Below are 20,091 nucleotides of genomic sequence, written 5' to 3'. Positions count from 1 at the left end.
TGCATGCGCAGACGGCTCGCGGCCTCATCCATGAGGTCGATCGCCTTGTCGGGCAGGAAGCGGTCGGCGATGTAGCGGTTGGAGAGCGTCGCCGCCGCCACCAGCGCGCCATCGGTGATGCGTACGCCGTGATGCAGTTCGTATTTCTCCTTGATGCCGCGCAGGATCGAAATCGTGTCGGCAACCGACGGCTCGCCCACGAAGACCGGCTGGAAGCGCCGGGCAAGGGCCGCGTCCTTTTCGACATGCTTGCGATATTCGTCGAGCGTGGTGGCGCCGATGCAATGCAGCGCGCCCCGCGCGAGTTCCGGCTTGAGCAGGTTGGACGCGTCCATCGCCCCATCCGCCTTGCCGGCCCCCACCAGCGTATGCATTTCGTCGATGAAGAGGATGACCTCGCCCTGGGCGGATTCGATCTCCGCCAACACGGCCTTCAGCCGCTCCTCGAACTCCCCGCGATACTTCGCCCCTGCCACCATGGCACCGAGGTCGAGCGCCATCAGCTTCTTGTTGCGCAGTGCCTCTGGCACATCGCCATTGACGATGCGGGTCGCGAGACCCTCGACGATGGCGGTCTTGCCGACACCGGGCTCGCCGATCAGCACGGGGTTGTTCTTGGTCCGCCGCGCCAGAACCTGGATGGTGCGGCGAATTTCCTCGTCCCGGCCGATAACAGGGTCCAGCTTGCCGTTCCGCGCCTGCTCGGTCACATCCCGCGCGTATTTCTTCAGGGCGTCGAAGTTGGACTCGGCGGCCTGGCTGGTGACCTTGCGGCCCTTGCGCATATCCGTGACCGCACGATCCAGCGCCTGGGCATTGGCCCCCGCGTCCCGCAGGGCCCGTGCTGCCGGCCCGTCACTGGCGGCGAGCGCCACCAGCAACCGGTCTTGCGCCACGTAGTCATCGCCCGCCTTCTCGGCCGCCGTCTGCGCGGAGTCGAGCACGCGCACGAGGTCTGGCGTGATCTGGGGCTGGCCGGCACCGCCGCCCTGAACCTTGGGCTGGCGAGCGATATCGGCCGTCATGGCGTTCAGCGCGACAGCGGGGTCGCCACCGGCGGCGCGGATCAAGCCGGCGGCCGCGCCCTCGGGGTCATCCAGCAGCGCCTTGAGCAGATGTTCCGGTGCGATGCGCTGATTGAACTCGCGGATGGCAATGGTCTGCGCGGCCTGGAGAAAGCCGCGCGAGCGTTCCGTAAACTTCTCGATGTCCATGTCATGTCCCTTTGTCAGAAGGCGACCCGTGGAGACTGTCCCTCATCAGGCAACAGCCGCCACGATACGCTCCTCTAGGTAGGGACGACCTTGCGGTCGCTCAAGATGGCGTGAGGTCAACCGCGCACGCTGAGACGAGATCGGGGGTCGGCGCGGGACGCGCGGCTGTTTCGCTGACGCGCTTCTCGGGCTCATCCGGCACAGATGCGGCGCCCTCGGCCTTGGCGTCCTCGACGGCCTTCTCGCTCGCGCAGTCATGGACGGGCGGTTGATTCCCCACCGTCACTTCAACCGAGACGGACATGGACTGGAAGTCCTCCGCCTCGCCGATATAGCCACCCGAAAGCGGCGTCGCCTGATGCGGTTCTCGCGCCATGCAAACGCGAATCAGATTGCGCCCGGCGATCAAGCCATTGGTGGGGTCGTATTCTACCCAGCCCGCGCCGGGCAGATAGATCGCGCACCACGCATGGGTCGAGCCGCCGCCGACCATGCGGTCCACGCTATCGACCATCGCCTCATCATAGAGGTAGCCCGAGACGAACCGCGCAGCGAAACCGAGGGAGCGCGCGGCTTCCATCATCAGCACCGCAAAGTCCCGGCAGGCGCCGCGCCTGCGGGACAGAGTATGCAGGGGGCCATGCGTCCCCTTCGTCTCGCGCGCCTCGTATTTGAAATCGGCCTTGATCGCCTGCGTCATATTAATGAGCAGTTCGCGGGTCGGCGTATTGCCCTGGGGCTTGAGGAAGCGCCGCGCCCAGCCTTCCACCTGCCGATCAGGGTCGGGGTGATGCGGCTCGATCAGCCGGCTGAGATCGGGATATTCATCGCCCGCATAGCGGAAGGGATAGGTTTCCGCCGAGGGGTCGATCGGCAGATCCGTGATCGTCGGATAATGCTGGAGGTCGAGGGCCGAGACGATGCGGAGCGTCTTGGTCGAGGCACCGCGCCAATCGAGCAGACAGACCGAATTGCCGAAGACGTCATGCGCCCAGCGAGTGCGGGCGCCGGCGGGGGTGATCCACAAGGTGGTGTCCAACAGCCGGAGATCGTGGCTGTCACGCGGGCGCATCATCAGGCGATGCTCGGTCAGCTTGACCGGCGCGGAATACTTATACTCGGTCGTATGGACGATTCTGACGCGCGGCATACCCGGTCAGCCGCCTCTCACAGGAACGGAGCCGCTCAAGCGCGCATCCTACCCGCATCGGCGCGCGGGCCGATCAGACTCGCACAGAAGGCACTGATGCGCCCCCGCGCGGCCCCGATGCGGCCGAGATCCGCCAAGCGGCGATCGAAGAAGGCCAAGCTCGCCTCGTTATCCTCCTCGAAGTCGTTCAGCCAGAACAGCAGCGTCGGCAGCATGATGCCGATCAGGCTGGCGCGTTTCGTATACCAGCTGAAATCGGCGGATTGATCGCCGGCCGCATGCCAGATGCCGTCCACCAAAGCCGCGAGCATGCGGGCGGTGACGCGGGCCTGGCGGGGCAGGATCAGCCAGGCGATCGCCCGGCGCGTCGCGTCCTTGTTCAGCGAAAGCTCGTCGAGCAGGGCCTTCACAACGCCGCGCACGCGTTTGCCCAGGCGCATCTCCCCCGCAATATCGGGCTCGGCACGGGCGATCGCCCGGCGCAGGGTGAGTCCGAAGAAGGTTTCGATCATCTCCGCCGCGCCGCCGGGAAAGCGGAACTCCGCCTCAGACTCATCCCCGCCTGCGTCGCGCAGCGACTCCCGCAGCGCCCGGCTGGTCCAGCCGAATTGCGGCACAGCAGGCAACATGGCGTCGATGGCAGCGGCCTGATCGGCGTCCAGGCTCGGATCGGCGGCGAACTCGGCGGATGCGCTCATGATATCAGACACCATCGGCAGGAAGGCTGGGTGGAAAGCGGGCGAGTTCTTCGTTGAAGCCCATCATCGAGAAATCCGTCATGCGCATCATATAGAGGATGCCATCGAGATGATCATACTCGTGCTGCACGATCACGGCATGAAAGCCGGCGGCGTCGCGCTCGAAGCCCTGGCCATCCGTCCCAAAGCCAACATAGCGGATCCGTGGGAATCGCGGCACGGCTGCCCGCAAGCCCGGAATCGAGAGGCAACCCTCCCATCCGAGGCGCTGACTTTCGTCCAACGGCGTGAACTCGGGATTGATCACGGCATGCGGCGCAAGCGCGATCGCGTCCTCGCCTTCGATCCTTGAGGCCGGCAGATGAAACACGAAAAGGCGAAGCGAAACATGGACTTGGGGGGCCGCCAGACCCACCCCGCCGGCATCGAGCATGGTCTCGATCATATCCTCCACCAGGCGCTTGATCTCCGGCGCGGTCGGGTCTTCCACAGGGTGTGCCTTTTGAAGCAGAACCGGGTGGCCCATGCGCGCGATCTTCAGAATAGCCATCGAGGTTCCAGCTCCGGAAAGACGGAAAGGGTTTGGTGTCGCCGAACGATCATGATATAGCGCCCGCCTGATCCGTGGCGGGGGTGGTTGTTTACCCCGCTATCGGCGTTTTTATAGCAATCCAGTGATGGAGCAGGCGACCCAGTGCAGGTTCTCGTTCGTGACAACAATGTTGATCAGGCGCTCAAGGCGCTCAAGAAGAAGATGCAGCGGGAAGGTATTTTCCGTGAAATGAAGCTGCGTCGCCATTTCGAGAAGCCGTCGGAGCGTCGCGCGCGGGAAGCCGCCGAAGCGGTGCGCCGGGCGCGGAAGATGGAGCGCAAGCGCCTGGAGCGCGAAGGCTTCTAATTCGCCTTTGCCATAAGCTTCGTGTTTGAAAAAGCCCGCGGGTTCGCCCGGCGGGCTTTTTCTTTGTCCGATTTGCCAGTCCACCGAAATGTGAAAACAATTAAATCCAGATGAATCATGGATTTATGGCGTCATGCCGCAACTGCGGCACGCGTCCGCCCCACCGTTGCCGCGATCTCCTCCTATCTGTTTGTTCAGCAAGGCAGATAGCCGTTCCACGCAGGAGACTGAACAGATGCGGATTGCGCAGATTGCTCCCTTGGCCGAAGCGGTTCCCCCCAAGTTCTATGGCGGGACGGAGCGGGTGGTTTCCTATCTCACGGAAGAGCTGGTCGATCTCGGTCACGAGGTCACGCTGTTCGCGAGTGGCGATTCCGTGACCAACGCCGAGTTGGACGCGGTCTGGCCGCAAGCCCTGCGGCTCGACCCCACCATTCGCGATTGGTCCGCCCCCCTCGCCCTGCTTTTGGAGCGGGTGCGCCAGCGGGCGGATGAGTTCGACGTGTTGCATTTTCATCTCGATTATTGGCCCGCGTCCCTCTTTGCGCGACACAACATTCCTTATGTGACGACGCTGCACGGCCGTCTCGATCTGCCGGAGCTGAAGCCGGTCTATGCGGCGCTGCCGAACATGAACGTCGTATCGATTTCGGAATCGCAGCGTCGGCCGCTCCAGGAAGCGAATTATGTCGGCACGGTGCTGCATGGCCTGCCCGCCGATCTGCTGACGCCGCAGGGCGGCGAGCAGACCTACCTCGCCTTCCTCGGCCGCATCTGCCCGGAGAAGCGCCCGGATCGCGCCATTCGCATCGCGCGTGCCGCCGGCATGCCGCTGAAGATGGCGGCCAAGATCGATAAGGTCGATGCCGAGTATTTCGAGGCGGTCATCAAGCCGATGATCGCCGAGGGTGGCGTCGAATTGGTGGGTGAGATCAACGAGGCGCAGAAGCCGGCCTTCCTCAGCGGCGCGAAGGCCCTGCTGATGCCGATCGATTGGCCGGAACCCTTTGGCCTTGTGATGATCGAAGCCATGGCCTGCGGCACGCCGGTCATTGCTTATAACCACGGCTCGGTGCCGGAAATTATCGACGAGGGCGTGACGGGCTTTGTCGTCGAAGATGAGATGAGCGCCATCGCCGCGACGCGGCGCCTATCGTCTCTGTCACGGGCGACGGTTCGCGCCACCTTCGAGAAGCGCTTTACGTCGCGCCGGATGGCCGATGACTATCTGTCGATCTACCGGAATATCTCGGCCGCGCGCCGGCCCAAGCTGCGCTTGGTCCGCTAACGGCGTATTTGGCGGATAACGCTTCGCTTTTCCGCCCTACATCACGTCGTAGGGGGGAAAAGCGCAGCCTATTCCACCAACCAATCCTAAATCAGATCGCCTTGAGGTTGGTGGCGGCGGCCTTGCCGCGCTCCATCGCCACATCGTAGCTGACCTTCTGGCCCTCATTGAGGCCGCGAAGACCGGCTGCCTGGACGGCTGTGATATGGACGAAAACGTCCTTGCCGCCGTCCTGGGGCATGATGAAGCCAAAACCCTTCGTGGTGTTGAACCACTTCACAGTGCCGATCGCCATAGCGTAACTATCCCCGTCTCGAATAAAACCGCGCCGCTCAACACCCGGGGCCTGAAAGCTTGGCAGCACCGCTTGGGCGGAGGCGCAACAAGACAGGCCGGAAATCGCTCGCTCATCACCCATGCAGAAAACGCCGGCCCTTGTCAATTGGGATTGGCTCCCCATGGGCAGAAACGAAAAGGGGCGGGAAAAATCCCGCCCCTGACAGCAAGACTCAACGCCAGGCGGTCGGCTTTTAGAAATCCATATCGCCCATGCCACCCATTCCGCCGCCACCACCAGGCATCGGCGACGCCTTCTTCTCAGGCCGCTCAGCGACCATCGCCTCAGTCGTCACCAGCAGGCCCGCGATCGATGACGCATCCTGAAGCGCGGTGCGCACGACCTTCGTCGGGTCGATGATGCCGGCCGAGACGAGATCCTTGAAGTCACCGGTCTGGGCGTCATAACCCCAGTTGTAGTCGGCGTTCTCCAGAACCTTGCCGGCGATGACAGCGCCATCGGCGCCGGCATTCTCCGCAATCTGGCGCAGTGGCGTCTGGATCGCCTTGCGGACGATCTCGATGCCGAAGGTCTGGTCGGCATTGTCGCCCTTGACGCCGTGCAGGATCAGCGAAGCGCGCGTCAGTGCCACGCCGCCGCCCGGAACGATGCCTTCCTCAACCGCCGCGCGGGTTGCGTGCAGCGCGTCGTCCACGCGATCCTTGCGCTCCTTCACTTCAACTTCGGTGGAACCACCGACGCGGATGACGGCCACGCCACCGGCGAGCTTCGCCAAACGCTCCTGCAACTTCTCGCGGTCGTAGTCGGACGTCGTCTCCTCGATCTGGGCGCGGATCTGGGCGCAACGACCCTTGATCTCCTCAGCCTTGCCGACGCCTTCGACGATCGTGGTGTTCTCCTTCTCGATGAGCACCTTCTTGGCCCGGCCGAGCATGGCGAGGGTTACCGTCTCAAGCTTGATGCCGAGGTCTTCGCTGATCACCTGGCCACCGGTCAGGATCGCGATATCTTCCAGCATGGCTTTGCGACGATCGCCAAAGCCCGGCGCCTTCACGGCCGCGATCTTCAACCCGCCGCGCAGCTTATTGACGACGAGCGTGGCCAGCGCCTCACCCTCGACATCTTCCGCGATGATCAAAAGCGGCTTGCCCGATTGCACGACGGATTCGAGCAGCGGCAGGATCGGCTGAAGACCCGACAGCTTCTTTTCGTGGATCAGGATGTACGGGCTCTCCAGATCGGCGACCATCTTCTCCGGATTGGTGATGAAATACGGAGAGACGTAGCCACGGTCGAACTGCATGCCTTCGACGACGTCGAGTTCGGTTTCGATGCCCTTGCTCTCTTCGACGGTGATCACACCCTCGTTGCCGACCTTCTGCATCGCCTCGGAGATCTTCTGGCCGATATCGGCCTCGCCATTGGCGGAGATAGTGCCGACCTGCGCCGTCTCGGACGGGGTGGTGATCTTGCGTGACCGCTGCTGCAACTCACCGACGACCAGGACAACCGCCTTGTCGATGCCGCGCTTCAGATCCATCGGATTCATGCCGGCGGCAACGGCCTTCAGGCCCTCGCGCACGATGGCCTGCGCCAAAACCGTCGCTGTGGTGGTGCCGTCACCGGCCAGGTCATTGGTCTTGCTGGCGACTTCGCGCACCATCTGCGCGCCCATATTCTCGAACTTGTCGGCAAGCTCGATTTCCTTGGCGACCGTCACACCGTCCTTGGTGATGCGCGGGGCGCCGAAGCTCTTGTCCAGAACGACGTTGCGGCCCTTGGGACCCAGCGTCACCTTGACCGCATCGGCCAGGATATCGACGCCGCGCAGAAGGCGCGCACGGGCGTCAGTCGAGAAGCGAACGTCTTTCGCTGCCATTTTTCTGTTCCTTGTGAGTGAGCGGGAAAGGGGCGGCTCAGGCCGCCTGCTTTGCCTCTGCGCCGCCGGCGATCACGCCCATGATGTCGGATTCCTTCATGATCAGCAGCTCTTCGCCGTCGATCTTGACCTCGGTGCCGGACCACTTGCCAAACAGGATGCGGTCGCCGGCCTGAACATCGAGGGCAACCACCTCGCCGTGCTCATTGCGGGCGCCGGGTCCAACCGCCACGATCTCGCCCTCCATGGGCTTCTCCTTGGCGGTGTCGGGGATGATGATGCCGCCGGAGGTCTTTTCTTCCGCGGTCAAGCGGCGAACGACGACGCGGTCATGCAGGGGACGGAACTTCATTCGGATCGCTCCTGAATGGGCTGTTGAGCTTTTGCTCCGCGCGGGAGGCCCTTGAGCAGCGGCACCGTCCAGCGCGGTTGGCACTCTCTTCGTGAGAGTGCCAACCATCTAAGAAATGCCTATTCCGCTGTCAAGCATCCAGCAGCAGTCGTCGTCGAAGAGTGCTAACCTGCTGACAATGATACGTTTTTTGTTGTTTGGGCGGCATTGTTTTGTCATCGTCCTGTCATCCGTGGCTTCGCAGCAAAGGACGATAGGATGAGCCTGGCCCTCCAGCTTCGTGATTACCGCCTGACCACTGCCGAAATCCTCTACCGCCTGCCCGACCATCCAGCCGTTCTGCAAAGCTATGTCTGGCAGGATATGGACCGCGCGCCGGATTTCCCTGCGTTGAAGAAGTTCCTGGATTTCTGGTCGCGGGAGTTGGAAGGCGCGCTGCATTCCGTGCGTGTCGCGGCTGCCGGCACCCTCATCGCGCCGCCGGCCTGGCGGCATGTCGACCACAGCCTCGCCTTGCACTGACATGACTGTGAACGGCGTAACCCGCAAAACGCCGAGGACCTGTCATTCCTTGAGATAGGTTATCGAGGGACGCAAGAAGCCGCTATATGGGTCCATGTCCCTTGATCTCGCACTTGCCCACGGCCGCCAGGATGCCGTTCCCATGGCCCGCTCGCGGCGGGCCGTCTCGGTCTGGCTCTTCATCATCTGCTTCATGCTGCTGGGCATGATCGCCCTCGGGGGCGCCACACGCCTCACTGGTTCGGGCCTGTCCATCATGGAATGGGCGCCGATCAGCGGCATCCTGCCACCGCTGTCTCACGCGCAGTGGGAGCATCTGTTCGACATCTACAAGACCATTCCCCAATACAAACTGCAGCATGAAGGCTTCGGCCTGTCCGGCTTTCAACAGATCTTCTGGCTGGAATGGATTCACCGGTTCTGGGGTCGGCTCACCGGCATCGCCTTCCTGCTGCCCCTGATCTACTTCGCCGTCACCGGCCAGATCCGCAGTCGCCTGCTGCCCGGACTGATCGTCATCTTCTTCCTCGGCGCCATGCAGGGCTTCGTCGGCTGGTTCATGGTCGCCTCCGGCTTCTTTCCGGATTCCGAGCATGTCGCAACGATCCGGCTCGTCGCTCACCTGACCCTGGCCCTAGTGCTCTATGCCGCCATCCTATGGGTGGCGCTGACCGAATGGGCGCCGGTGCCCGTCGCGGTCCCGGGGGCCGTTGGTCTGCGGACGTTGATCCGCGTCGTCGTCACGCTCACCGCCGTCACCATCATTGCGGGTGGCTTCACCGCCGGCAGTCGCGCCGGCTACGTCTTCAACACCTTCCCATTGATGGACGGGCATGTGGTGCCGCCGGGCTATGCGCATCTCACGCCCTTTTGGCTCAATTGGTTCCAGAACCTCGCCGCCATCCAGTTCGACCACCGTCTGCTCGCCACCTGTACGGCGATCACGGCGTTGATCGCGGCGGTCTGGGGTACCAGCCGCCGGTTGCTGTTGCCGCATGGCCCGCGTGACGCGATGCTTGCCCTCGGCGCGACAGTGGTGGTGCAATATGTCCTTGGCGTCTCCACATTGGTGCTGAGGGTGCCGGTCGATCTCGCGACCCTGCATCAGGTCGTGGCCGTTCTCCTTCTGAGTGCGGGCATGATCGCCCTCCACAGCCTGCGTGGCGCCCGTCGCTATTCTCTTACCTAGGTCATTCGCAATGCAGCCCTTGGCGACCCCATTGGACACGACGGACGGCCTGTTCTTCGGGCAGGATGGCGGCCGGTTCGACCGCCAGGAAGCCGAAACCCTGGTCGCCCAGACGCTAGACGGCGCCGATGACGGCGAGCTGTTCCTGGAATACCGGGAGAGTGAGGCCCTCGCCCTCGAAGACGGGCGCATTCGCACCGCGAGTTCCGACACCACACTCGGCTTCGGCCTGCGCGCCGTCTCCGGCGAGGCGACCGGCTATGCCCATGCCGGCGAGCTGTCGCATGACGCGCTGCGCCGCGCCGCCGAAAGCGTACGCACCGTGCGCGGCGGCCATGCGGGCGAGTTCAACGCAGCGCCCCGCGCCACCAATCAGCGCCTCTATTCCGGAGATAATCCGCTTCGCACCACCGAGTTTTCGGTGCGCGCCGCTCTGTTGTCGGAAATCGACGCCTATGCCCGCGCCCTCGATCCTCGCGTCACGCAAGTGATGGCGTCGATGTATGGAGAGTGGCAGGCGGTGCAAATCCTGCGCGCCGATGGCAGCCGCGTTGCCGATCTGCGCCCCCTGGTGCGGCTCAATGTCAGTGTGGTGATCGAGCATAATGGTCGCCGCGAGACGGGAAGCCACGGCACCGGCGGGCGCTTCAGCTATAGCCATGTCATGGACGGCGCCGTCTGGCGTGGTGCGGCCGATGAGGCGCTGCGTCAGGCGCGCCTCAATCTCGACAGCGTCGCGGCCCCGGCGGGTGAGATGGAAGTCGTGCTCGGCAATGGCTGGCCCGGCATTCTGCTGCATGAGGCGATCGGCCACGGCCTCGAAGGTGATTTCAACCGCAAGAAGACCTCGGCCTTTTCGGGCCTGCTCGGTCAGCGCATCGCGAGCCCCGGCGTGACGGTGGTGGATGACGGCACTTTGCCGGATCGCCGTGGCAGCCTGACGGTGGATGACGAAGGCACGCCCACCAGCCGCACGACGATGATCGAAGACGGCATCCTGGTCGGCTTCATTCAGGACCGGATGAACGCCCGGCTGATGGGCATGCGCGCCACCGGCAATGGCCGGCGGCAATCCTATGCCCATGCGCCGATGCCGCGCATGACCAATACCATCATGCTCAATGGCCCGAACACCGCCGAGGAAATGATCCGCTCGGTCAAGCGCGGTCTCTATGCCGTGAATTTCGGCGGCGGCCAGGTCGATATCACCTCGGGCAAGTTCGTCTTCTCGGCGAGCGAGGCCTACATGATCGAGGACGGCAAAATCGGCGCGCCGGTGAAGGGCGCGACCATCATCGGCAATGGGCCGGATGCGCTGACCAAGGTCGAGATGATCGGGAACGACCTCGCCCTCGATCCGGGTATCGGGACCTGCGGCAAGCAGGGCCAGGGCGTCCCGGTGGGCGTTGGCCAGCCGCATATGAAGATGGCCGGCCTCACCATCGGCGGCACGGCGGGGTAAACAAGACAATCACATTGGTGGAATACGCTTCGCTCTTCCACCCTACGTGAACGTGTAGGGCGGAAAAGCGTAGCGCATTCCGCCGTGAGAGTTACGGCGTGATGCCGGCCGGCAAGGGCGGCAAGGCGCTGCTGGACGCAGGTGCTGCCGGCGCGGGCGCGGGCGTCGGCATCGGAACCGCACTCGGCGGCGGCGTGCTGGTCGCGGGTGTCAACGATACCGGCGCGGTCGTTGCGGCCGGCGGCGGCACGTATTGCGGCACGGGATTGCCCTCGGGCAGACCGACGCTGCCGCTCGGCATCTCCACCGTCGGCGGCTCCGGCGCGACCGCTGGCGCAGATACCGCAGGCATCGTCATCGGCATGGCCATTGGTGCGGGGGTCGGCGTCGTGAGTTGCGACGGTGCCACCAACTGCGGCATCGGGGCCGCCGTGCCCATCGGTGCGGGCGCGATCAGCGGCGTCGGACCGCCCGTGCTCGGCATGGCCACCGGCGCAGATGCGCCGCCAAGGTCCTGCGCCTGCACCGGGATCGGCGCCGCCGGACCACCGACGGCCGAAGCCCCACCGCCGACGAGCCACGACCCCAAACGCTGGCGAATCTGATACTCAAGCTCGACATTCTCGGCGCTGACCAACTGCTGCGTCAGCTGATACAGGAAGGCGCGCATGGCATCGGGGCTGGTATCGGCCGGCGTCGTTCCAGTGCGGGTGGCCGTGGCATCCACAACACCGCTGCTGCGCCCATCGGCCGAGCGCACCGTGAGATGGATGGAGATATTGCCGACCACCGTGTCGGTCACCCGGGTCAAGGACGCGCTGTTGATGGTGACGGTCGCGATGCCGCCACCACCGCCTGCGACCAGGCGATCCTGGATCAACTGCCGCGCCGCATCGAGGGGCGATTCAGGGCTCATGGCATCGACGCTGCTACCGTCGGCCGCCGGGACATACAGAACCTGCGTCACGATCTGCCCGACATTGAGCGATAGTGGCGCGAGATAGGTATAGCGGAGCGGCGGAAAGCTCTGCGGTACGCCCTCATCCCCTCCGGCGCAGCCGGCCAGCAGGAAGGGCGCCATCAGGCAGGCGCCGAGCATCATGTGACGGAAGGGGGAGCGTCTCAACGGGTCTTCTCCTAAATCGCAGGCTGGATAAGGTTTAGGGCGTCTCGCGAGAACCGTCTGCCGTCTGACCCCGGATATCCACGCGGGGGAACCGGAAATCGACGTTGCAGAACTCGCAGGTCATGACGATGTCGTGTCCCGTGCTCATCTCGTCCAGTTCCTCGGGCGTGAATCCTTCGAGAATACCGGTGAGCTTGGCGCGTGAGCAGCGACAGCCATAGCCCAGCGCGCGGGCAAGGTCGGCGGCCACGCCCTCGGTATGGAACAGCCGATACAGCAGCCGCTCGGGGGACAGGGTATCGTCCAGAAGCTCAGCCGCCGTGATGGTCGAAGCCAAGGTCTTGGCGGTGCTCCAGGCTTCGTCCTGCTCGGACTCGGTGGCCGTGAGGTTGCCTTCCCCGCCCGGCGCGATGCGCTCCAACACCAACGCGCTGGCGCGCCAGCCCGCCGGCGTTTGGGCGCAGGCGATATGCAGGTCGCATTGCAACTGGTCGCTGATCGCGAAGTAGTGCAGCGCCATGTCCGTCATGGTCTCACCGTCGATCGAGACGATGCCCTGGTGGCGCTCCGTCTCAGGCCCCTGATCGACTGTGAAGGCGAGGTAGCCCTTGCCCAAAAGCGCCGCATCGGTCGGATCCTCGCCGAAGGCCAGTGTCGCCTGCAGCCGATCGGCATCGGCGCGGGCATAGCCGCGCAGCGCACCCTGGTCGGTGCAGTCCGCGAGCAGCAGATCGACGGGGCCATCCCCTTTGGCTTGGATGCTGAAGGTACCCTTGAACTTCAGCGCCGTGGCGAGGGCCGCCGTCAGCGCCAAGGTCTTGCCGGCGAGGCGGGTGACGGCCGGATGATTCTCATGCCGCGTCAGCAGCGCATCCGCGAGCGCGCCCAGGCGCACCAAACGGCCCCGCACGGGGCGACCGGGCAGGTAGAAGGGCGTGATCCCGCGCGGCACAACGATGTCGGGCACGGCCGGACGGCCGCTATCGAGAAAGGCCGGGGCGACGAAAGCGGGGCTATCGGTCATGGCATGCTCATCAGTCGGGAAGCCGCAGGAGCGGGATGGCGCCGAGGCTGATCAGGCCGTCCCGCAGGGAGAGAGTCGCGTCAAGCGGTGCCTTCTCAGGCGAAAGCGTATTGGCGGGTGTGATCAGCAGGCCCAGCATGGCTTTGACCGCCACCGCGACGGAGTGGGGAATATCGCGCGCGGCGGCCATTCGGTCCAGGCTCGCATTGAGGCCCACCGCATGAACAGCGAGATCGCCTGTGGGTTTCAGCGTGGCATCGAGTTGAAAGCGGCCCTGCGCGTCGAGTACCAGGGGCGCGTCATCAAGATGCAGCGCGCGCAGCGTCAGGCTACCGCCGGCATCGCGCCATCCATTCGCAGCGGCGACAGGATCGGGCGCCGCCCCGGCCAGCGGCACCGGTCCCGTCACCGCCGCATCGAAGGCGAAGGTCTTCACCGACGAGCCCAAGGCGTGCGTGACGCTCGGTGGCAGACCGATACCGGTCGCCGTGGCGGCCACGATCAGCGCGTCATGCTCGGCATCGGCACTGCCATCGGCGCGCAGCGCGGCATTGACGTCTGTCACCGAAAGCGCCGCGCCATTGAAGGCGGCAAGAACACCGGTGGCATGAGTCTGGACCAGGCCGGGCGTATCGCCGGGCAGGATTTCCACCTGCCCAGTCAGTCGCGTCGCCTGAAAGGGAATCGGCGCGGCCTGGGCCACGCGGATCTGCTCCCGCCCCGTCACGCCTACGAACAGATCATTGGGATGACGGATATCGAGCGCCAGGGTCACCGCCTCAGCGTTCCAGGCGATGCCGCCGGGCAGGATATCGTCGCCGCCGGTCACGGAGAAATCGGGCAAGGTGATGCCGGCCGCCATCGGCCAGCCGGTGCGGCTGGGGGTGCCATGCGTGATGGTCCAGCCCTGCGCCTTTTCCTGTTGCTCCCAGGCCGCCAGATGGTCGGCAAGCCTGCCGGCCACGATGAACCACACGCCGGTCCAGGCCGCGCCGACCAGGATCAGCAGCAGAATGAGCCCGGCCAGAACCCGCCGGATGCGTCGCCTTTTGGTCATGGCACTCCATATCGTCATGCGGGCGCTTGCCGCCACCCTGGCCCGACCTTATGCCTCGGGGCAACAGACAGTCTGGAGATCCCCCCATGGCCGCCAAATCCGTAAAGAAAGTCGTGCTCGCCTATTCCGGCGGCCTCGATACCAGCGTCATCCTCCGCTGGCTGCAAACCACCTATGGCTGCGAGGTCGTGACCTTCACGGCCGACCTTGGCCAGGGTGAGGAGTTGGAGCCCGCCCGCCGCAAGGCCGAGATGATGGGCGTGAAGCAGATCTTCGTAGACGATCTGCGGGAGACCTTCGTGAAGGACTTCGTCTTTCCGATGTTCCGCGCCAATACGCTGTATGAGGGGCAATATCTGCTCGGCACCTCCATTGCGCGGCCGCTCATCGCCCAGCGCCAGATCGAAATCGCCGAAATGGTCGGGGCCGACGCCGTGGCCCATGGCGCCACCGGCAAGGGCAATGACCAGGTCCGGTTCGAACTCGCCTATTACGCCCTCAAACCCGATGTGACGGTCATCGCGCCCTGGCGCGAATGGGACCTCACCAGCCGCACGCGGCTGATCGAATTCGCCGAGCAGAACCAGATCCCCGTGACCAAGGACAAGCGCGGCGAGGCGCCCTTCTCGGTGGACGCCAATCTTCTGCACTCCTCCTCCGAGGGCAAGATCCTGGAAGACCCTTCCATCGAAGCCGATGAAATCGTCTATCAGCGCACCATCCGGCCCGAGGATGCGCCGGACACCCCCACCGTCATCAGCATGGACTTCGCGAAGGGCGACGCCGTCGCGATCGATGGCGAAGCGCTGTCCCCCGCCACCCTGCTGACGCGGCTCAATGAACTTGGCCGCGCCAATGGCATCGGCCGGCTGGATCTGGTCGAGAATCGCTTCGTCGGCATGAAGTCGCGCGGCATCTATGAGACGCCGGGCGGGACCATTCTGCTCGCCGCCCATCGCGGTATCGAAAGCATCACGCTGGACCGCGAGGCCGCCCATCTCAAGGACAGCCTGATGCCGCGCTACGCCGAGATGATCTATAACGGCTTCTGGTTCAGCCCGGAGCGGCGGATGCTTCAGGCGCTGATCGATGAGAGCCAGCATTCCGTCACCGGTCGCGTGCGGCTGAAGCTCTATAAGGGCAATGTCACCGTCATCGGCCGCGAAAGCCCGCATAGCCTCTACTCGGCCAAGGTCGTCACCTTCGAGGACGATCAGGGCGCCTATAATCAGGTCGATGCCCAGGGCTTCATCAAGCTCCAAGCGCTGCGGCTGCGCCTCGGCGCTGCCGTCGGCCGCAAGGGCGGGAGCCTTTAAGATCGATCTGTCCAGGCGGAGCACCGCCGCCGAATTGATGGATGACGAGACGGTCAGTGCTGCGGATTATGCCCGTTGCCTGGCCGACCTCGAAACCGTCAACCGCGTCACATTTACCCATCGCCCGACATTGCGATGGCTGGATGAGGCGACACGCGGCTATCCGCCCGGGGCCACGATATCGATCCTTGACGTGGCCTCCGGCCACGGCGATCTGCTGCGCGCCATCCACGGCTGGGCGATCGGGCGCGGCTTCCGGCCGATGCTGGAAGGCATCGACCTCAATCCCCGCAGCTCTATTGCCGCCGGCCTCGCGACGCCGCCCGACATGGGCATCGCCTGGCGCATCGGCGACGTTTTTGCCTATGCCCCCGATCCGGCGCCGGACTTCATCGTCAGTTCGCAATTCACCCATCATCTGACCGACGGCCAGGTGGTGGATTTCCTGCGTTGGATGGAACGCCACGCCCGTGCCGGCTGGTTCATCGCAGACCTTCACCGCCACGCCTTCCCCTATTACGGCTTCCGGCTGCTCGCTAGGCTGATGGGCTGGCACCGCATCGTGCGGTATGACGGCACCGTCTCCATCGCCCGCAGCTTTCGCCGCGCGGACTGGGCGCGGCTGACCACCGAGGCCGGGGTGCCTGCCACCATCCGCTGGCGCATGGCCTTTCGCTACTGTGTCGGGCGGTTGAAATGATCCATCCCAAGACTGTCCAGACCACCGCCGCCGTCGCGGCCCATTACGACGATCTCGACGCCTTCTATCGCGAGATCTGGGGCGACCATGTCCATCACGGCTATTGGGTGACCGGACGCGAGACACCGCCCGAGGCAGCGGTCGCGCTGATCGAATTCCTCGCCGATCATCTGAATCTGGCACCTGATCTGGATGTCATGGATATCGGCTGCGGCTATGGCGCGACGGCGCGCTATCTGGCGCAGACGCGGGACGTGCGCATGACCGGCTTCACCGTCTCGGCCGCCCAAGCCGCCTATGCCGCCACCAAACCTGTGCCGGGCGTGGATATTCGCGTGCAGGACTGGCTCACGAACGGCCTGCCCGACGCCTGCTTCGACCGCGCCTATTCGATCGAGAGTTCCGAGCATATGCCGGACAAGCAGCGCTTTTTCGATGAGGCCTTCCGCACCCTGCGGCCTGGCGGACTTCTCGGCGTCTATGCCTGGCTGTCCAAAACCGATCCGCGGCCATGGGAAGTGCGGCATTTGCTGGAGCCGATCTGTCGCGAGGGCAGGCTTCCGAGCATGGGGGACGAAGCTGATTACGCCGCGATGGCCGAGCATGCGGGATTCGAGATTCAGGGCCAGGCCGATATCAGCGACCGGGTCCGCAAGACCTGGTGGATCTGCCTGAAGCGGGTCGCCGGGAAGATCGTGAGCGACGACCGCTATCGGCGGTTTCTGTTGCAGCGCTCGGCCGAGAACCGCATTTTCGCGCTGACTCTAGTGAGGCTGTTGGTCGCTTACCGCACGCATTCGATGCGCTATTGCCTGTTGGTCTATCGCAAGCCGGCTGGAGCGGGCGAAGGGAATCGAACCCTCCTAGCTAGCTTGGAAGGCTAGAGCATTACCACTATGCTACGCCCGCGCGCCGGAGAGGTTGATACCGCCCGACGACCCTCTTTCGCAAGTCCGCGTCGCAGGACGCCGAGGTTGACCGGGCCCGCATGACGCTTCCCCTCACGATCGGCACACTCCGCGCGCGCGCGCTCCAAGCCTCGCTGTTCAAGCCAACGACCCTCGCCGATGCCGTCGCCAGGCTCGGCTTCGTCCAGGCGGACCCGATCCGCGCCCCTGCCCGCGCCCAGGATCTCATTCTGCGCCAGCGTGTCAGCGGCTATCGCGCCGGCGATCTGGAGCAACGCTTCGGCAAGCTCGGCCTGGAGGAAGACTTCCTCTATGCCTATGGCTTCATGCCGCCCGAGACGATGCGCCTGCTGCATCCGCGCCCTGATCGCACCGATCCGGACAAGGCCTATGCTCCGACCGGCCTCGCCGCCGAGGTTCTGACCCTCGTGCGGGCGCGCGCCACCACCCATCCGAAAGACCTCGAAGCCGTGTTCGGTCGTGATCGCGCGACCAATGCCTGGGGCGGGTTCTCCAAAGCGACAACGCAGGTGCTGCACGAGCTGCATTACCACGGCTTGCTGCGGGTCATTCGGCGGCAGGAGGGCATTCGCACCTATGCCGCCGCGCCCGAGCCGCCGGAGCCCCTGTCGGCGGACGAGCGCATCCGGCGCCTCATTCTGCTGGTGGCGGGCATCCTCGCCCCGATCTCGGAGGTCAGCCTGCGGGGAACGCTGTCCCTGATGCGCCGGGGCGCGCCGGGTCTCGGCCCTATGGGATCGGCGATCCACACCTTGCTCGCCTCCGGCGCATTGGAAAGCGGTGAGATCGACCGCGAACGCTATCTCTGGCCCGCTGTCACCGACGTCGTGGCGACCGACGATCAGCCCGCCCGCGTGCGCTTTCTGGCGCCCTTCGATCCCACTGTCTGGGACCGGCGCCGCTTCGAGCATCTCTGGGGTTGGGCCTATCGGTTCGAGGCCTATACGCCGGCGCCCCTGCGCCAGTTCGGCTATTACGCCATGCCAATGCTGTGGCGGGACCGCGTCATCGGCTGGGCCAATGTTTCGATTGCGGACGGGACAGTAAAGGTGGAGCACGGTTTCGTCGGCCCCGCCCCGAAGGGCGAGAATTTCCGCCGCGCCTTCGAGTCTGAAGTGGCGCGGATGGAACGATTTTTGACCTGAATTTCGGCCCCGGCCTAATCTAAATCACCTGAAACCCATGCGCGAAGGGATCGCGCGGATCGACGAAGATGGTGTTGTAGCCGTGCATGCGCGCCCAGCCGGCGATGCTCGGCCTTATCCCGCTCTGATTGCCAACCGTCACCGCGCTCTCGACCCGGCCCTCGAACAGGCTGCCGATGATGCTCTCGTGGATGAACTCATCCCCGACCTTGAGCCGGCCCTTGGCCGCGAGCTGCGCCATGCGCGCCGAAGTGCCGGTGCCGCAGGGCGACCGATCGATCGCCTTGTCGCCGTAAAAGACCGCGTTGCGCCCGTGCGCGCGCTTATCGCGCGGCGCGCCGGTCCATTGCACATGGCTGACGCCGTTGATGGTCGGGTCCTCGGGATGCACCACCGTCACAGCCTCCTGCATCAGTTGGCGCACGATGGGGCTGAGGCGCTGGATCTCGCCCACCGATAAGGTCTCGACGCCCGCAAAATTCCGCTGCGGGTCGATGATGGCGTAGAAATTCCCGCCATAGGCGACATCGACCACAAGCGCGCCCAGCCCAGGCACGTCGATCCGCACGCCCTCTGCCGCGAGGTACGACGGCACGTTATGGATGCGAACGCTGTCCACGAAACGACCGTCACGCCGGTATTCCGCCACCACCCGGCCGGCCGGGGCGTCCAGAACCAGGCGCCCCTCCTCTCGCGGCGTTACCAGCCCGTTTTCGATCGCCATGGTGACCGTGCCGATGGTGCCATGCCCGCACATCGGCAGGCAGCCTGACACCTCGATGAACAGAATCCCGATGTCGCAGTCCTCGCGCGTCGGCGGATAGAGGATGGAGCCACTCATCACGTCATGTCCGCGCGGCTCGAACATCAGCGCACGGCGCACCCAGTCATGATGCGCCATAAAGTCCTGCCGCCGCTCGCTCATGCTGGTTCCGCGCAGCAAGGGGCCGCCGCCCGAAACCAACCGGACCGGATTGCCGCAGGTATGGCCGTCAATGCACTGAAAGGTATGGAAGGCCGTCGCTGCCGTCATTCTGGGACATATCCTTCTACCCGGAGCCTCGTCTTCGACTCTCCCTTTACCTCCGCAGTGTTTCCTTTACGAATAGTCCTTAATCTTCAGGCATCTCGCCATCGGCGATACCGCTCATCGCGCCCAAAGCGCGGCAGGCTATGAATAGGCGGAAAACGTCATGCAGCTTGAGAACACGGCCATACGGGACGGACCTTCAATCGTCGCGGCGACCCGTGTGGCAATGGATATCATTTCTGTGCCTGTCTTCACCTTGAGCCCAGAGTGTCTGATCCTCGATTCCAACCGCGCGGGAAACGACCTTCTCCGCGTCGCGCGCATGTTTTACCGGTCGCAGGACCGCCGGCTGGTGATCCGCCGGAAAAGCGACACCCACGTCTTGACCGAAACGGTCACCCGCGTCGCGACGACCAAGCAATCCGAACTGATCCGCTTCCTCACACGGCAGGGCGAGGTGACCGCTCTCCTGCGGGTTGAGCCTGTTGCGGGGCAAGATCTGGTCGTCGTCTGCGTGGCGGAGCTTCGCGCACCCATGCTGCTGGACGAGGGTTGGGCGAAACTCGCCTTCGGCTTTTCGCCTCAGAATGCGTCTTTGGCGGAATGCCTGGCCGTCGGTGTCAATCTGTCCGAATTCTCGCAGACCCGGCGGCTCCCGATCGGGACCGTCCGCACGCGCATGAAAAAACTTCTCGCGCAGACCGGCATGAATTCCCAGGCGGCGCTCGCGGCCGTGCTGCTCCGTGGCGCCACGATCATGACCGGAAGCGAAACCGTGCGCGGCAGCACAAAGCGCGAAAGCCCGTAGCCGCGC

The 20,091-nt window shown here is 64.6% G+C and carries 21 protein-coding genes and 1 tRNA gene (1 of these 22 only partly in view); 10 read left to right on the top strand and 12 right to left on the bottom strand.

Annotated elements, in window-relative coordinates:
* The 4 genes from clpB to def all read right to left on the bottom strand — a co-directional run.
* A protein-coding gene (gene clpB, locus QP803_RS21165) for an ATP-dependent chaperone ClpB (RefSeq protein ID WP_284945447.1) crosses the window boundary here: on the bottom strand, nucleotides 1-1,214 show its beginning. The gene continues 1,372 nt to the left of window position 1, outside the view; 1,214 of the gene's 2,586 nt are visible here — the first part of the coding sequence; it begins with the start codon at nucleotides 1,212-1,214; its stop codon lies off the left edge, out of view.
* 100 nt (nucleotides 1,215-1,314) lie between these two features.
* Entirely contained in the window at nucleotides 1,315-2,364 is a 1,050-nt protein-coding gene (locus tag QP803_RS21160) for a transglutaminase family protein (RefSeq protein WP_284945446.1), read from the bottom strand.
* 35 nt (nucleotides 2,365-2,399) lie between these two features.
* Nucleotides 2,400-3,062, bottom strand: a complete 663-nt coding sequence (locus QP803_RS21155) for a COQ9 family protein (protein ID WP_284945445.1) — start codon at nucleotides 3,060-3,062, stop codon at nucleotides 2,400-2,402.
* A 4-nt stretch (nucleotides 3,063-3,066) separates the two neighbouring features.
* Nucleotides 3,067-3,612: a peptide deformylase gene (def, locus tag QP803_RS21150; RefSeq protein WP_284945444.1), complete on the bottom strand. Its 546-nt coding sequence runs from the start codon at nucleotides 3,610-3,612 to the stop codon at nucleotides 3,067-3,069.
* 144 nt (nucleotides 3,613-3,756) lie between these two features.
* On the opposite strand from def, the gene rpsU reads away from it, so the two are divergent.
* Nucleotides 3,757-3,960, top strand: a complete 204-nt coding sequence (gene rpsU / locus QP803_RS21145) for a 30S ribosomal protein S21 (protein WP_141459012.1) — start codon at nucleotides 3,757-3,759, stop codon at nucleotides 3,958-3,960.
* Nucleotides 3,961-4,195: 235 nt separating this feature from the next.
* The gene (locus QP803_RS21140; protein WP_284945442.1) at nucleotides 4,196-5,248 is read left to right on the top strand and encodes a glycosyltransferase family 4 protein; all 1,053 of its coding nucleotides are present in this window, start codon (nucleotides 4,196-4,198) and stop codon (nucleotides 5,246-5,248) included.
* 91 nt (nucleotides 5,249-5,339) lie between these two features.
* On the opposite strand, the gene QP803_RS21135 is transcribed toward QP803_RS21140, so the two are convergent.
* The 3 genes from QP803_RS21135 to groES form a co-directional block, all read right to left on the bottom strand.
* Nucleotides 5,340-5,543, bottom strand: a complete 204-nt coding sequence (locus QP803_RS21135) for a cold-shock protein (RefSeq protein ID WP_284945441.1) — start codon at nucleotides 5,541-5,543, stop codon at nucleotides 5,340-5,342.
* Nucleotides 5,544-5,778: 235 nt separating this feature from the next.
* Nucleotides 5,779-7,425 carry a chaperonin GroEL gene (gene groL / locus QP803_RS21130; protein ID WP_284945440.1) on the bottom strand — a complete coding sequence of 549 codons (1,647 nt, stop codon included), beginning with the start codon at nucleotides 7,423-7,425 and terminating at the stop codon, nucleotides 5,779-5,781.
* Nucleotides 7,426-7,462: 37 nt separating this feature from the next.
* Nucleotides 7,463-7,777, bottom strand: a complete 315-nt coding sequence (groES, locus tag QP803_RS21125; RefSeq protein ID WP_284945439.1) for a co-chaperone GroES — start codon at nucleotides 7,775-7,777, stop codon at nucleotides 7,463-7,465.
* A gap of 258 nt (nucleotides 7,778-8,035) precedes the next feature.
* Between groES and QP803_RS21120 the strand changes: the two genes are divergently transcribed.
* The 3 genes from QP803_RS21120 to tldD all read left to right on the top strand — a co-directional run bounded on the left by QP803_RS21120 (nucleotide 8,036) and on the right by tldD (nucleotide 10,950).
* Complete coding sequence (locus tag QP803_RS21120) at nucleotides 8,036-8,299, top strand: usg protein (RefSeq protein WP_284945438.1); 264 nt, start codon at nucleotides 8,036-8,038, stop codon at nucleotides 8,297-8,299.
* A 142-nt stretch (nucleotides 8,300-8,441) separates the two neighbouring features.
* On the top strand, nucleotides 8,442-9,488 hold the full coding sequence (locus QP803_RS21115) for a COX15/CtaA family protein (RefSeq protein ID WP_284945437.1): 1,047 nt from the start codon (nucleotides 8,442-8,444) through the stop codon (nucleotides 9,486-9,488).
* Nucleotides 9,489-9,498: 10 nt separating this feature from the next.
* Nucleotides 9,499-10,950: a metalloprotease TldD gene (gene tldD / locus QP803_RS21110; RefSeq protein WP_284945436.1), complete on the top strand. Its 1,452-nt coding sequence runs from the start codon at nucleotides 9,499-9,501 to the stop codon at nucleotides 10,948-10,950.
* A 91-nt stretch (nucleotides 10,951-11,041) separates the two neighbouring features.
* Here the strand turns inward: tldD and QP803_RS21105 are convergent, their stop codons facing one another.
* From QP803_RS21105 to QP803_RS21095, 3 genes are read right to left on the bottom strand one after another with little or no spacing between them, the layout of a single operon-like run.
* A complete protein-coding gene (locus tag QP803_RS21105; protein ID WP_284945435.1) occupies nucleotides 11,042-12,076 on the bottom strand; it encodes a YajG family lipoprotein in 1,035 nt (344 codons plus the stop codon).
* A 34-nt stretch (nucleotides 12,077-12,110) separates the two neighbouring features.
* A complete protein-coding gene (gene hslO, locus QP803_RS21100; protein WP_284945434.1) occupies nucleotides 12,111-13,100 on the bottom strand; it encodes an Hsp33 family molecular chaperone HslO in 990 nt (329 codons plus the stop codon).
* 10 nt (nucleotides 13,101-13,110) lie between these two features.
* Complete coding sequence (locus QP803_RS21095; RefSeq protein ID WP_284945433.1) at nucleotides 13,111-14,157, bottom strand: DUF2125 domain-containing protein; 1,047 nt, start codon at nucleotides 14,155-14,157, stop codon at nucleotides 13,111-13,113.
* 86 nt (nucleotides 14,158-14,243) lie between these two features.
* On the opposite strand from QP803_RS21095, the gene QP803_RS21090 reads away from it, so the two are divergent.
* Genes QP803_RS21090 through QP803_RS24120 form a run of 3 tightly spaced genes read left to right on the top strand, consistent with a single transcriptional unit; the run spans nucleotide 14,244 to nucleotide 17,057 of the window.
* Nucleotides 14,244-15,473 carry an argininosuccinate synthase gene (locus tag QP803_RS21090; protein WP_284945431.1) on the top strand — a complete coding sequence of 410 codons (1,230 nt, stop codon included), beginning with the start codon at nucleotides 14,244-14,246 and terminating at the stop codon, nucleotides 15,471-15,473.
* Between the two features lie 37 nt (nucleotides 15,474-15,510).
* Entirely contained in the window at nucleotides 15,511-16,173 is a 663-nt protein-coding gene (locus QP803_RS21085) for a class I SAM-dependent methyltransferase (RefSeq protein ID WP_284945430.1), read from the top strand.
* Nucleotides 16,170-17,057: a class I SAM-dependent methyltransferase gene (locus QP803_RS24120; protein ID WP_350356107.1), complete on the top strand. Its 888-nt coding sequence runs from the start codon at nucleotides 16,170-16,172 to the stop codon at nucleotides 17,055-17,057. Before QP803_RS21085 ends, QP803_RS24120 begins: the two co-directional genes overlap by 4 nt.
* Here the strand turns inward: QP803_RS24120 and QP803_RS21075 are convergent.
* Nucleotides 17,009-17,082: transfer RNA gene (locus QP803_RS21075), tRNA-Gly, on the bottom strand. The two genes, QP803_RS24120 and QP803_RS21075, sit on opposite strands and share 49 nt — an antisense overlap.
* Before the next feature lie 79 nt (nucleotides 17,083-17,161).
* Here QP803_RS21075 and QP803_RS21070 point away from each other — a divergent pair.
* On the top strand, nucleotides 17,162-18,247 hold the full coding sequence (locus tag QP803_RS21070; RefSeq protein ID WP_284945428.1) for a DNA glycosylase AlkZ-like family protein: 1,086 nt from the start codon (nucleotides 17,162-17,164) through the stop codon (nucleotides 18,245-18,247).
* A gap of 19 nt (nucleotides 18,248-18,266) precedes the next feature.
* Here the strand turns inward: QP803_RS21070 and QP803_RS21065 are convergent, their stop codons facing one another.
* Complete coding sequence (locus tag QP803_RS21065) at nucleotides 18,267-19,280, bottom strand: 4-hydroxyproline epimerase (protein ID WP_284945427.1); 1,014 nt, start codon at nucleotides 19,278-19,280, stop codon at nucleotides 18,267-18,269.
* A 160-nt stretch (nucleotides 19,281-19,440) separates the two neighbouring features.
* Here QP803_RS21065 and QP803_RS21060 point away from each other — a divergent pair, with 160 nt between their 5' ends.
* On the top strand, nucleotides 19,441-20,085 hold the full coding sequence (locus QP803_RS21060) for a hypothetical protein (protein WP_284945426.1): 645 nt from the start codon (nucleotides 19,441-19,443) through the stop codon (nucleotides 20,083-20,085).
* Nucleotides 20,086-20,091 lie beyond the last annotated feature (6 nt).

Source organism: Acidisoma sp. PAMC 29798 (genome assembly GCF_030252425.1).
Lineage (GTDB): Bacteria > Pseudomonadota > Alphaproteobacteria > Acetobacterales > Acetobacteraceae > Acidisoma > Acidisoma cladoniae.
Note: the sequence above shows the minus strand (reverse complement) of the source record. Positions and strands in the feature narration are given on the sequence as shown.